Below are 11873 nucleotides of genomic sequence, written 5' to 3' on the forward strand. Positions count from 1 at the left end.
GGAATCATATTTGATTTTTGAAATTATTTGCGTAGTCCGGGAGTGGGGAGTAGGGAGTAGGGAATAGGGCTGTAGGGTTTTCGAGTTGTACGGAATTTTTTCATAAATCAAATCGTAGTCCTATATAATCACAAATGACAAAGGACAAATGACCAAGGACGACCATAACAAAAATTTTCACAACTCAAATAGGATTGCTATATATAAGCTAGGGTTAACATAAGGATAATGATTAATAATATCCTATTTCTAATGCTATAAGTGGGAATTAGGATTAGTTAATGGTCGAATATGTTACTGAGCAGACAAGAAACAGAATTTTACTTAAAAGACCTGGAAACACCATTAGGTAAAGCGATTAATTTAACACTTGCCGCTATGGTGCTAGTATCATCAGGAATTTTTGTGGCAGAAACTTATAATATTCCTGATTCTGTGCGGTTTCAATTGCATTTAGTCGATAGTGCGATCGTCATCATCTTCGCGGTGGAATATTCACTCCGTCTGTGGAGTGCAGAAAACAAAATTAAGTATATTTTTAGCTTTTATTCGATTATTGACTTAATGGCAATTTTACCATTCTTTCTAGGAATGGTGGATATCAGCTTTATCCGCCTCCTGCGATGGTTTCGGATTTTACGATTAATCAGATTTATCGATAGGAAATTTTTATTCGCCACTATCAGCACCGAAGATGGGGTGATTTTTGCGCGAATATTATTTACATTATTTGCAATTGTTTTTATTTATTCTGGCTTAATTTATCAAGTTGAGCATCCGGTTAATCCTGAAAATTACGGTACGTTTTTGGATGCATTCTATTTCTCTGTTGTCACAATGACAACTGTAGGGTTTGGCGATGTTATTCCAATTTCGGAATTAGGGCGCTTGCTAACAGTACTGATGATTTTTACAGGAATTGCCCTGATTCCTTGGCAAGTGGGAGATTTAATTAAACGAGTTGTGAAAACTGCTAATCAGGTAGAAACAGTTTGTTCAGGTTGTGGTTTGGCTTTCCATGAGGTAGATGCTGGGTTTTGTAAAAGGTGCGGGACTAAGTTGCCTAGTCGTAGGGTTGATTGAGAGAGTTAAGTGGTGGCGCTGACGGAGCATAAATTTTAGTGTGTGCTACAATGTTGTGGTAAAGTAAATGACAAACCTGAGAAAGCCAAATGTTCTAAAAAACGCTGCAAACATTGAGTCATTTAATTTCTCGTATTTTCAGTAATTCCCTAAAAAGGAGTAAAGGCAATGAATGCATTACTGCATAATCCAATTGCAGATATGTATGGGCCAGACTTTTTGTTGTTTTATTGCTTTGTCATTGCGATCGCATTTGTAGCCTGCTGGTTGCTAGTCCAAGATCCAACCAAAAACCAGCCTCTACCGTTAATTCCTGCTGAACCAGATCCCTACGAAATCGCTTACTTGCGTTCCCAAGAAACAGGAATCGCCAATGTAGTATTATTTGACTTGATTGTTCGGGGTTATTTGCAAGTCAGTGAACAATCCATCAGCCAAGTACCAAATCATCCTGATGTATCTCACCTAGAGCCAATAGAGCGTGAGGTATTTGATAAATTCTCTTCTTCTTCCACAGCTAAAACATCTGTTTGGTTGGCAACCGAGAGTATCCAGTCATACAGCAATGCTTATGAAGAAAAACTACAAAATGAGCAATTGTTGTATGCTTCCCAGTGGCAAGAACGGAATATCAAAGTTGGCTTGATTGGAGCGATGATTATTTTCAGCTTGGGGGGCTATAAGCTGCTCATTGCCTTGGGTAAGGGGCGCTATAACGCAGGTTTCTTAATCACTATTGGTGTATTGTCGATTATCTTTTTGCTGTGGTTTGTCAGTAGACGTACACATCTCAGTCATCGAGGAAAAATGTATCTGCAACAACTTCAAGAAACATTTACCCGATTGCAGCAGAAGGCAAAGTATGACATCCCTTCTGTATTTGACTACAACTTACTGGTGGCGCTATTTGGCGTTGAGGCGCTGACTGGAACCTCTTATGACTCCTACTACAAAGCGTTTTTTCCGCCTACATTTTCTAGAAGAGTTACCACAGTAGAAAGCTCATCTAGTAGCTTATGCGGTAGCAATTCATGCAGTAGCTCCTCATGCAGTAGCCCCTCATACAATAGTAGTTCTCGCAGTAGTAGTTCTGGCACTAGCTCCTCATGCAGTACTAGTTCTGGCTGTAACTCCTCATGCAGTAGTAGTTCTGACAGTGGCTCCTCATGCAGTAGTAGTTCTGACAGTGGCTCCTCATGCAGTAGCTCCTCATGCGGTGGTGGTTGCGGTGGTGGTTGCGGTGGTGGTTGTGGAGGAGGTTAAGAGCAATGCTTTCTCATCTCCCTAGTTTAGGCGTGGGGTTGGGTTTTCGAGAACCGTTTAAAAGCGATCTGTTTCTCAACCGTCAGCAGGTTGACTTTTTGGAAATTGTTGCTGAACACTATCTAGATGCATCTTGGCAAAAACAGCAGGAGTTAGAACTGCTTGCTGCTCTGACATTCGCTGCGGCTTCTTGGACATCACTAACAGTAGTAATTTGCTTATCTCGATAATCCCGCTTGCGACTGCTCAATTGGGCTTCAGCCCCCGCAACCGCACGCTTGGTGCTGTCAGTTTGGGCTACAACTTGGTTATTAAGAGCATGAATCTGAGCGTCGATTTGAACCAGTTGTAATTTGATTTGCCTAATACTATTTTCTAGTTGACTCTTCTTGGTTTGCAGGCGGGAGTCGTCAATAGTAGCGATCGCATCTCCTGTTTTGACAACCTGATTCTCTTTCGCAAAAATCCGCACAACTGGGCCTTCCGTAGCAGCCTGAACCAGCCGCAATTCACCCGCCGGACGCAGATTTGCCTGTGCTTGAACGGTGACTTTGTATTTAGCTACAGAGGCGACGGCAATTGCTATTGTTACAGTAACCAATGCGATCGCGCCGCCAATAGTAGTGCAATTACCAAGTGGTGGAAGAAAATCGTTTTCTTCAACTTGGGGTAGCAAGACAGAATTCGATTGACTAACCATAATAAATTGAAGTAAAGATGATTTTTGATTTTAATAGGACTTACGCAAACTCTACGATTCTTGGCGTTCTTGGCGTTCTTGGCGGTTCGATAAATTAAGCTTTTTAGCACTTTTTGCGTAAGTCCTATTTAATTAAGAATGACAAATGACGAATGACAAATGACAAATTAGTAATTATTTGGTCGAAAAGCAATCCAAAATCTCAAACAAAGAAGATGGTATTAACTAATGGCGGCGTATTTGCCATTAGCATGACCGGAAGATTTCACCAGTAAACTCGGAGTTGATAACCGAACATCGTCTAAGAAGCCCAAGTGTTCGCCAGCAATTTGGCGCAATTCATCTGGAGAACCTTGGATTTGCAAACGTCCTTTCTCTAGTAATACAATCCAATCGGCTCGCTCAATGACTTTGGGGCGGTGACTAATTAAAATTGTGGTTTTGCCTTGGCGATAGGTAAGCAGTCGATCTAGTACTTCAGCTTCACTCACCGGATCGAGAGCGCCAGTGGATTCATCTAAAATCAGTATAGGTGGGTTAGTAATTATCGCTCTGGCGATCGCTAATCTCTGCCGTTGCCCACCAGAAAGATTAGCTCCAAATTCTCCTAAGACGGTATGATACTTGTCAGGTAATTCGCTAATGAATTCATCAGCTCCTGCAATGTGGCAAGCTGTGACAATTTGTTCAAAAGTCACGTCAGGATAGCTGAAGTGGAAGTTATCAACGATTGAACGACTCCAAAAGTGCGGGTCTTGCGGTACTAACACTACCTGCTGTCGCAGACATTCAACAGATAAGTCTTGTCTGTTATAGATACCATAACGGATATTGCCTGACTGTAGAGAATATAAACCAGCAATCAATTTGGCTAGAGTACTTTTACCACAACCAGATTTACCAATTAAAGCAATAACTTTACCACCAGGGATAGTCAACGAAAAATCTTGCAACAGGTCAACTCTACCAGCATGGTGGAAGTTAACTTGAGTGCAGATAATATTTGCATCAGTGAAAATTTCTGCCCAAGGTCTTTTCTGTTCGTTTGAGTCTTCTGGGGTAGCGTCAATCACTTCTGCCATCCGTTGGATAACAATTTGGGCAGTAATAAACTCATCTGCTAACCCGATTACTGAAGCCAGAAAACCAAGAAAGTTGCCACTCATGCCGTTAAAGGCTAGTAGCTGACCTATGGATAATGTTCCATTAATTACTAGATAGCTGCCTAACCAAAGTAAGCCTATATTAGTTATAGTTGAAAGAATATTAGTGAATGTGCTGCTGTAGAGTTCCAATTTCATCGTACTCCAACCCAAGTTAGCGAGGCGACCATAATTGGTTTGATACTCTTGCCAAGCTTGCGGGGTTGCTTGGGTGGTTTTGAGTACTTGAACGCCGCGAAAGGTTTCTACCAAAAAGCCTTGGTTTTCAGTACCCAAAACAATAAGTTTACGGGTTTTCTGGCGCAAGGCGGGCAGGAAAAGCAGATTAACCAAAGTAACGATGACAAATGCGAGTATAGAAGCCAGAGTCAGTTGCCAACTCAAGAACAGCATAAAGCTCAAGGAAACTAGAGCAATAAAAAATTGGCTAGGTAAACCAAGGACAATCTGCGAAACTAACGCATTGATCGCATTAATATCGCCAATTCGGCTGACGACTTCCCCACTACGATGTCCTTCAAAGTAAGATAAAGGCAAGTGTAAAAGTTTTCGACCATAATCCAGCAGCAGTCCTAATTGTAAGCGCTGACCGAAGTGACCGATGAGGTGAGACTGTACCAAACCAATTGCACTTTTAAACAAGTTCATGGCAATTACCCCAATTGCCACGGTAGTTAATAGTTGAGTATCTCCCCGCACTAGCACATCATCAGTCAAGAGTTGCATCATCAAGGGATAAGCCAGAGACAAAAGTCCGATGACAATATTGATGGCGATCGCCTGACCCAAAACGAAGCGATAGGGCCAAACACGCTTAAGATAGCGCCCAAAGCCAGTCATTTTGTCATCCGGCTGCTCGTAAAAACGGGTATCGTCTGGCAGCAATAGCAGCATAATCCCATTGCTCCAACCCTCAACTAATTCCTTACGGCTGAGATAGCGGATACCAACGCTAGGATCGCAAATCACATATTTGTTTCCTTTTTGCCCGTATAAAACTACCCAGTGGTAACCTTTCCAATGTATAATTGCGGGCATTGGAGCTTTATCTAAACTGTCGATCAATTGAGCAGAAGCTTTGACTTGGCGGACATTAAATCCTAAAGCTTCTGCACCTCGATTCAAACCAAGCAGGGTAGTACCTCGTGACCCCGTGCCTACCGCTTCTCGTACCCGCCCCAGAGTTAAAGTGCGTCCGTAATGTTTGGCAATAGTTGCAAGGCAGGCAGCGCCGCAATCTTCTTCACTATGTTGGAGAACAACCTGGTATTTCATAAAAAATTCGGGGATTACTTGGTTAGACCGTGTGCGACTTGATTCTCATCCTGTTCGCGTACTCTTACGCTCAAATCTTGCTAGTTTATTTGTGCTATGTTCATTTAAATGAAAAAGTAGGAGCGAAAACGACCTCGCCCCTACGAACTACAAGAAAAGAGTGAGGTGCATCCCAGTTTTTATTTTGCTCTTGAGAATAACTGTCATTGCGAGGAGGAACGACGAAGCAATCTCATGGACTCGTTTTGAAGAGAAGAATTTTGCGATTGCTTCGTTCCTCTCTTCGAGACGCTACGCGAACGCAATGACATGTAAAAAAGTGGGATGCTCCCAAAAGAGTGTTACTCAGCTAAAAGCTTATGTGAGAGCATTCTTTTCTGTTTTAAGTTTTTCAGGATTCTAGTAGGGGTAGTATTCAGGTACAGGTTCTGCCGACTCCCAGTTGTTGTTAGCGTAACCTTTGAAGTTACCTTTTGTGCCTGCTTTTAGAACGTATGGTTTACCTTTGCGATATTCATCAGCGTAAACATACCAATCTTTGTCACCTGTTACCTCGTACCAAGATGCTTTATTGTTAAAGCTGCCAAAACTGTCATATTTGCCTAATATCTTGAGCTGATCTCCTGTATTAAAAGGATAGTCAGAAAGGAATAGGGCACCACCACTAACAGTAGCAGCAGCTTCGTGGTCAAGGTCTTGCACTAATTCGATGCTATAGAGGTGTTGAGTTTGGTTGTTGATGTGAGACATTATTTTTATCCTTAGTTAATTGAGAGAGGTTAATAAGTTGAGTCTGTGCAGCACTGGCGTTTTAGGTGTTCGCCTTCACTTCACTCTTTTAGAATAGATAAATTTGATTAGATGCACATCGTCAAGTTAGGAAATTGACTTTCCAATTTTGGAAAGTGAATTTCAGAAGATAACTAAAACTTCTGGCGTTGCTGATTGATATCAAGTCCGCTTAATTACTTACGATATGTCATTGCGAGTGGAACCGAGTGGAACGTCCCTTGGGCATCTCGTAGAGAAACAATTACAATGACTCTCAATACTGTTCGGTTAAGCTTAAAAAATAACTCCAATGTAGGTTGGGGAGCCAGTGCGTTGGGCGGCTCTGCCGACTTGAAGCAACTGGCGTTTGAGGAACGAAACCCAACATTGTAATGACAAGTATTTAACCGGACATGATATCAATTGCATTGACCTACAACTCAATTGCATTGACCTACAACTCAATTGCATTGACCTACAACTCAATTGCATTGACCTGCAACTCAATTGCATTGACCTGCAACTTAATTGCATTGACTTACAACTCAATTGCATTGACCTACAACTAAATTGCATCGACCTGCAAAAATTAACCGCTCTACTGGTCTGTCAAATTCATTTTGACGGTTAGAGAGACGCGATAAATCGCGGTCTCTACAGGGAATTTATCCATCAATTATTTATTGACAGACTACTACGTTATATCAAGTCCGGTTAATCACTTACGATAAGTCAAAAGCGAGTGGAACGGAGTGGAACGAACGCGAGTGCGTCTCTTAGAGTTGCAATCGCTTCCTTATTGGGATTACTTCACTCCGCTATCGCTACGTTCGTAATTGACTTGTATTCTAGCGGACTTGATATTACGCAGCAACTTTAAAAGACTTATGTGTACACGAAACGGTATTAGGAACCCGAACAGGTAGGTAAATGTAACCAAGAACTGTGAGGAGCAACAGTAGGTGCAGAGGCAGTGAGAATCACCTCACCATTAGAACCGTATATCCATCCTTGAGCTTCAATCAGTGGTGCAGATTTAGGAGGATTGTGAGGTTTGCTGCTGGTAGTAGGGTTTTCTTGTAGGGTTGAGATACTTGCGCTCTGGACAGTTGGAATCTGATAAGTCTGATAGGGTGCAATTGAGGGGTCATCTGGCATGGCTGGCAAACCTCCGTTTCCTGTGATGACAAATTTCCCTTCTGGTCGTTTACTTCGTGCAATGCAACTATTGGCAATTAATTGGGAAGTATCGATGATGTTTGTGGGCAGAGCAGTTAAGCCTTGACTAGGGTTAACATCAGGGGTGTTGAGTTGCACTACGCCATTAAACTCAGAACCACGAGCAGAACTAGCTGTAATGTCACTTAATGGCGTGGATTGTAGACGAAACTGTGTGCCAAAGATGCCAGAAGCATTGACAATTACTCGACCACCAAAGCTATCTTCAGCATTGGCGCTGATGTCACTATTTTCTTTAGGAACAGCCACTAGATTGTCGGTAGTAATCGTAATATTGCCACCAGTGGCAGTACCAGTGGCATTGGTAGTAATGTTGCTACCTCGGCGTAGGAGTAAAAAATCGCGTGCGAGCAAATTAATATTTCCCTGTCCTCCATTTGTCTCAGCATTGATTTTTGCTTTGTTGTCAAGATAGATAGAGTCAGCATCGACTCTTATGTTACCTGCCGCGCCATTTTTGCTATTGCTTGCCCGCAGTATAGCGCCATTAGTGACAGAAAGCAGACTAGTTGTGATGTTAATGTCGTCACTGCTTCCTTCGCCGCCTTGTAGCACATTGCTGAATGCCCCACTAGAGAATCCATTACTACCTATCCCATCAAAGGAAATCGTATCGCGGGCAGTAATATTCACACTACCTGCATTCCCCCGCCCAAATGTAGCAGCAACCAGTTGAGCGCCATTCGTCAAAAAAAGCGAGCCAGTTATGATGTTGATGTCGTCACTGGTTCCGACGCCGCCTGGTGCCACATTGCTGAATGCTCCACTGGGGAATCCATTGCTATCCACTCCATCAAAGGAAATCGTATCGCGGGCAGTAATATTCACACTTCCTGCATCTCCCTTTCCAAAGGTAGCAGCAACCAGTTCAGCGCCATTCGTCAAAAAAAGCGAACCCGTTGTGATGTTGATATCGCCACCGTTGCCGATGCCTTCAGGTGTCACGCTGCTGAATACATAACTCATCTTAAAGGAAATCGTATCGCGGGCAGCGATCGCCACATTGCCTGCATTTCCCCGCCCGGAGGTGCTAGCTATGACTCTAGAATCATTAGTTACCTCAAGCAAACCCGTTGTGATGTTGATGTCACCCCCGTTGCCCACGGCATTTATTAGTACCTGATTAGAAATAATGCTGCGATCTTCGAGGTTTATTGCTCCTTGTGCATTAACTTCAATATCCCCCGCTTGAGAGCCAACAGAACCCAACCCTGAATTTATTCCCGCCAGCAGGTTACTTCCTCCTGCCATCTTCAAGTTCCTTGCATTGATGCCAATATTACCACCACCGCCAGCACGGACATTCACTTCAGCGTTCCCTGTGATGGATACATCTGTTCGCAACACCGAGTTGGGAAAATTCAAACCTAGAGACGAACCATTAGCAACCAGATTGATGCTGCCCTCCCCTGCTACACCTGCCAACTCCACACGTCCCCCCAAAGCGAGCAGTTGCCCACCATTCATACTGACATTGCCGCCTGCAAGTGCTAAAGTCTGACCGGAATTCACCTGTAGACTAGCTCCTTGTACCTCCACGCTCCCAGGATTGCTGGCATATTGTAAGCCAATGGGTACATTGATAGTCAGCAAAGGTGGAGTTTGAGGCTCTACAGTACTGAACTTAATACGATCGCTAAAATTAAGACTATTAGCTGTACTTGCAATAAACGAACCGCCAATATTTAGAGAGGCATTGGAATTAAAAACAATTCCATTCGGATTGATTAAAAATAAATTTGCAGTGCCATTTGCCCGAATCAACCCATCAATATTGGATATTGAGTTACCTGTAACGCGAGTCAGGATGTTCTGAATCTGCGTCGCATTATTGAAAATTGCCTCCCCACCTGTCGGTACAGAAAACTCGCTAAAACTGTGGAACAGGTTGCTTCCCCGAACTGTTCCCCCTTCAATCGTGCAAACTGTGCATCCTGGTGCGACGCTGGAATTGACCTCAAGTGTATTATCAGGAACAATTTGGGCGTTGACGGGGTTAATTGTTACTAGAATTGCGATCGCACAGCATCCCGTTAGAGTTATCGCCCCACAACTAAATAGCAGCGATTCCCAGCTTTGATAATACCTTAATTTAGCTTTCACAAGATTTCTCGACCCCTCATAACCAGTATGCATAGTACGTCATCAGGAGCATCCCAATTTGGCAAAAATAAAAGAATCCAGATTATTCGTGATGATATCTCGCGAATAATAATTTTGTCCCTTTTTGTTCGATTTATTTTAAATTACATAAGCTGGGGACGAGTTTACCATTTAGATAGGCACAACGCAAAGAGAGAATTTGTGGTATGAAATCATACTTCCACTGCGCTCCAACTATTTGTAGTCGCTTATCGACCTGCTTCACAGCTGACTCTACCGCTCCCGAACCTACGGAGCTTAGTTGCTCCGCTTGAAAGTACATATAGTTGACTAAGCGGTGTCGATGTTTTTGTAGGTAATTCGTAAATTGTGTTACTCCTACATACTTACTTTTTCTCAGAATCAGGAGTGCAGCTTGACAACGGTATGAATTATTCATACCATAGCAGGAGACGCTTCGGAGATTGTGTATGGGAACCGTTGAAAAAATCAGTGTCGCCCTCCCTCCTGATATGGTAGCCCTTGTAAGGGAAGCTGTCGAAAGTGGTGAGTATGCAAGCACAAGTGAGGTAATTCGGGAGGCACTTCGCGCCTGGAAGTTCCGGCGGAAAGTGGAGACTCTGGAAGTCGATGAACTTCGGGAACTCCTTCGTCAAGGGGCTGAAAGTGGCCCCGGAGTTGATGCCGACCTAGTGTTTGCTCGTCTGCGCGCCAAGTACCAGACGATTGCACAATGAAGCTTGTCTTTTCCCCTAAAGCCGTAAACGACCTCGAAGAGATTGGCGACTACATCGCTCGTGACAATCCAGAGCGCGCACTTTCCTTCATCGCCGAGATCGAAGAACGATGCCGAAAGCTCCTTGTGACACCGGAAGCATTTCCGTCAAGAGACAACCTTCTTCCCGGCGCTCGGATGGTCAGCTATGGAAGATACCTCATCTTCTTTCGGCTAGTCAATGGAACCGTCCGTGTCGAGCGGATTATTCACGGGGCGCGGGACTTACGGAATCTCCTCTAGCGCTGTTTCATCACTCTCATGAGAGAATAATAGGCTATTTATAAAAGACTTGTCGGGAAATAAAAGAGAATAGACAGCAGTGGTAGGGAAGGATGATGCTGAATATTAAAGGTGCGCTGAAGCAAGATCGGCTGTTGAAGGCATTAACTGGGTTGAATCGGAAAGCATTTGATGCCCTTTTGCCCACCTTTACCACGATGTACCTTGATATTCAACAGACCAAGCTTCGTCAACGTGCCCTGGGTGGAGGACGCAAAGCCCGCTTGCTTACAGCCCAAGACAAATTATTTTTCATCCTGTTCTATTTCAAATGTTATCCGACCTTTGATGTGGGCTTCTAAAAGTTTTTTATCTTCTGGGGTCATCAAGTTTAACAAGTTGTTATATTCCTTAACTTAGTACAGCATTTCATTAACAGTGAACAGTAAACAGTAAACAGTTATCAGTTAAATCCTTGGGTCTAAGTCCCCCACCAATTGGTGTCAGGCGTTGGTGGCGGGTCTAAATCCCCCACCATACGCCTGATAACTGATAACTGATTTAATTCGTAGCGAATTAAATTTAGCAATACCCTACAATGCCAATGCATCGGGTGACAATGCCAATGCGTCCCCTTGCATTAAAAACGCTACACTTTTACGCAAAGCTGTACTTAGGTGCTGATTTTTATTCAAAAGTAAACCAGTTATGAGCCAAGAACCAAAGCAAACTTTGCAAAAATTTTTAGTTATTGACGACCATGAAGCAATTCTTCAAGGTACAATTCCAGCACTCAAAGAGAAATATCCAGAAGCAGAAGTCTTCGCTGCTCAGGATGCTCAGACTGCATATCAGCAATTTGAACGTCATCACCCAGACTTGCTAATTGTTGATTTGTGTCTGCCAGAAAAGCCTCAAGGTCAAGCTCAGATTGAAGTTGGGATGCAATTGATCAAAACTTTGATGTCAAGCTCTCTCGCCCCTAATTTAGTGGTGCTGAGTACCAATGTCAAACCGTTGGTACGTCTAAAACCGATAATTAATGCTTATGAAGGTGGCTTTGCCGCTATGGATAAGTCTTTGCCGCTCCGTGAAATGTTAAAGTTCGTTGACTTGGCATTGCGCGGCTCGATTTATTTATCTTCAGAATTGCGATCGCGCCCAGGATGTAAACTCGATGTTTAGCGATCGCACCATAAAAGCAATTATTCCCATGCGTGGTGGTTGGGGTTGTAATCGCATTTTACCTTTACTCAACTACTCGCCAATCCGCTCCCAT

General features: G+C 43.3%; 12 protein-coding genes and 2 pseudogenes. 9 read left to right on the forward strand and 5 right to left on the reverse strand.

All coding sequences use genetic code 11. The features are described from left to right. Window positions 1–291: 291 nt before the first annotated feature. From LC574_RS07305 to LC574_RS38475, 3 genes are all read left to right on the forward strand, one after another. Entirely contained in the window at window positions 292–1083 is a 792-nt protein-coding gene (locus tag LC574_RS07305; protein ID WP_229452410.1) for an ion transporter, read from the forward strand. A 168-nt stretch (window positions 1084–1251) separates the two neighbouring features. After that, window positions 1252–2346, forward strand: coding sequence for a TIGR04222 domain-containing membrane protein (locus tag LC574_RS07310; RefSeq protein WP_229452412.1), 1095 nt, complete (start codon window positions 1252–1254; stop codon window positions 2344–2346). Next, window positions 2295–2576 (forward strand): DUF692 family multinuclear iron-containing protein, encoded by a 282-nt coding sequence (locus LC574_RS38475; protein WP_306422089.1) that lies wholly within the window; start codon window positions 2295–2297, stop codon window positions 2574–2576. The genes LC574_RS07310 and LC574_RS38475 overlap by 52 nt, the downstream gene beginning before the upstream one ends. On the opposite strand, the gene LC574_RS07320 is transcribed toward LC574_RS38475, so the two are convergent. From LC574_RS07320 to LC574_RS07330, 3 genes are all read right to left on the reverse strand, one after another. Then, entirely contained in the window at window positions 2465–3046 is a 582-nt protein-coding gene (locus tag LC574_RS07320; RefSeq protein WP_229452413.1) for a biotin/lipoyl-binding protein, read from the reverse strand. The genes LC574_RS38475 and LC574_RS07320 overlap by 112 nt on opposite strands. 221 nt (window positions 3047–3267) lie before the next feature. Then, entirely contained in the window at window positions 3268–5484 is a 2217-nt protein-coding gene (locus tag LC574_RS07325) for a peptidase domain-containing ABC transporter (protein WP_229452414.1), read from the reverse strand. 399 nt (window positions 5485–5883) lie between these two features. Continuing rightward, window positions 5884–6234 (reverse strand): hypothetical protein, encoded by a 351-nt coding sequence (locus tag LC574_RS07330; RefSeq protein WP_229452416.1) that lies wholly within the window; start codon window positions 6232–6234, stop codon window positions 5884–5886. A gap of 288 nt (window positions 6235–6522) precedes the next feature. Here LC574_RS07330 and LC574_RS37855 point away from each other — a divergent pair, with 288 nt between their 5' ends. After that, entirely contained in the window at window positions 6523–6648 is a 126-nt protein-coding gene (locus LC574_RS37855) for a hypothetical protein (RefSeq protein WP_267871448.1), read from the forward strand. A gap of 513 nt (window positions 6649–7161) precedes the next feature. Here the strand turns inward: LC574_RS37855 and LC574_RS07335 are convergent. Both LC574_RS07335 and LC574_RS07340 read right to left on the reverse strand, forming a co-directional pair. Next, entirely contained in the window at window positions 7162–9597 is a 2436-nt protein-coding gene (locus tag LC574_RS07335; RefSeq protein ID WP_229452418.1) for a filamentous hemagglutinin N-terminal domain-containing protein, read from the reverse strand. Window positions 9598–9730: 133 nt separating this feature from the next. Continuing rightward, window positions 9731–9955: pseudogene (locus LC574_RS07340) on the reverse strand (ISKra4 family transposase); the annotation flags it as partial. Between the two features lie 112 nt (window positions 9956–10067). Between LC574_RS07340 and LC574_RS07345 the strand changes: the two are divergent. The 5 genes and pseudogenes from LC574_RS07345 to LC574_RS07365 form a co-directional block, all read left to right on the forward strand. Beyond that, on the forward strand, window positions 10068–10334 hold the full coding sequence (locus tag LC574_RS07345) for a type II toxin-antitoxin system ParD family antitoxin (RefSeq protein ID WP_229452419.1): 267 nt from the start codon (window positions 10068–10070) through the stop codon (window positions 10332–10334). Then, on the forward strand, window positions 10331–10615 hold the full coding sequence (locus LC574_RS07350) for a type II toxin-antitoxin system RelE/ParE family toxin (RefSeq protein WP_229452420.1): 285 nt from the start codon (window positions 10331–10333) through the stop codon (window positions 10613–10615). Before LC574_RS07345 ends, LC574_RS07350 begins: the two co-directional genes overlap by 4 nt. 92 nt (window positions 10616–10707) lie before the next feature. Continuing rightward, entirely contained in the window at window positions 10708–10956 is a 249-nt protein-coding gene (locus tag LC574_RS07355) for a transposase family protein (protein ID WP_229452421.1), read from the forward strand. A gap of 346 nt (window positions 10957–11302) precedes the next feature. Next, window positions 11303–11779 (forward strand): response regulator, encoded by a 477-nt coding sequence (locus LC574_RS07360; RefSeq protein WP_229452422.1) that lies wholly within the window; start codon window positions 11303–11305, stop codon window positions 11777–11779. After that, window positions 11724–11873 (forward strand): annotated as a pseudogene (locus LC574_RS07365) (LD-carboxypeptidase); the annotation flags it as partial. The gene LC574_RS07360 and the pseudogene LC574_RS07365, both read left to right, overlap by 56 nt.

This window comes from Nostoc sp. CHAB 5715 (genome assembly GCF_020829685.1).
Taxonomy (GTDB): domain Bacteria; phylum Cyanobacteriota; class Cyanobacteriia; order Cyanobacteriales; family Nostocaceae; genus Nostoc.

What these genes read in the sequence shown, in the direction of transcription:
- LC574_RS07305 (WP_229452410.1), top strand. Translation starts at nt 292, where the DNA reads ATGTTACTGAGCAGACAAGAAACAGAATTTTACTTAAAAGACCTGGAA.
- LC574_RS07310 (WP_229452412.1), top strand. Translation starts at nt 1,252, where the DNA reads ATGAATGCATTACTGCATAATCCAATTGCAGATATGTATGGGCCAGAC.
- LC574_RS38475 (WP_306422089.1), top strand. Translation starts at nt 2,295, where the DNA reads ATGCGGTGGTGGTTGCGGTGGTGGTTGCGGTGGTGGTTGTGGAGGAGG.
- LC574_RS07320 (WP_229452413.1), bottom strand. Translation starts at nt 3,046, where the DNA reads ATGGTTAGTCAATCGAATTCTGTCTTGCTACCCCAAGTTGAAGAAAAC.
- LC574_RS07325 (WP_229452414.1), bottom strand. Translation starts at nt 5,484, where the DNA reads ATGAAATACCAGGTTGTTCTCCAACATAGTGAAGAAGATTGCGGCGCT.
- LC574_RS07330 (WP_229452416.1), bottom strand. Translation starts at nt 6,234, where the DNA reads ATGTCTCACATCAACAACCAAACTCAACACCTCTATAGCATCGAATTA.
- LC574_RS37855 (WP_267871448.1), top strand. Translation starts at nt 6,523, where the DNA reads ATGACTCTCAATACTGTTCGGTTAAGCTTAAAAAATAACTCCAATGTA.
- LC574_RS07345 (WP_229452419.1), top strand. Translation starts at nt 10,068, where the DNA reads ATGGGAACCGTTGAAAAAATCAGTGTCGCCCTCCCTCCTGATATGGTA.
- LC574_RS07350 (WP_229452420.1), top strand. Translation starts at nt 10,331, where the DNA reads ATGAAGCTTGTCTTTTCCCCTAAAGCCGTAAACGACCTCGAAGAGATT.
- LC574_RS07355 (WP_229452421.1), top strand. Translation starts at nt 10,708, where the DNA reads ATGATGCTGAATATTAAAGGTGCGCTGAAGCAAGATCGGCTGTTGAAG.
- LC574_RS07360 (WP_229452422.1), top strand. Translation starts at nt 11,303, where the DNA reads ATGAGCCAAGAACCAAAGCAAACTTTGCAAAAATTTTTAGTTATTGAC.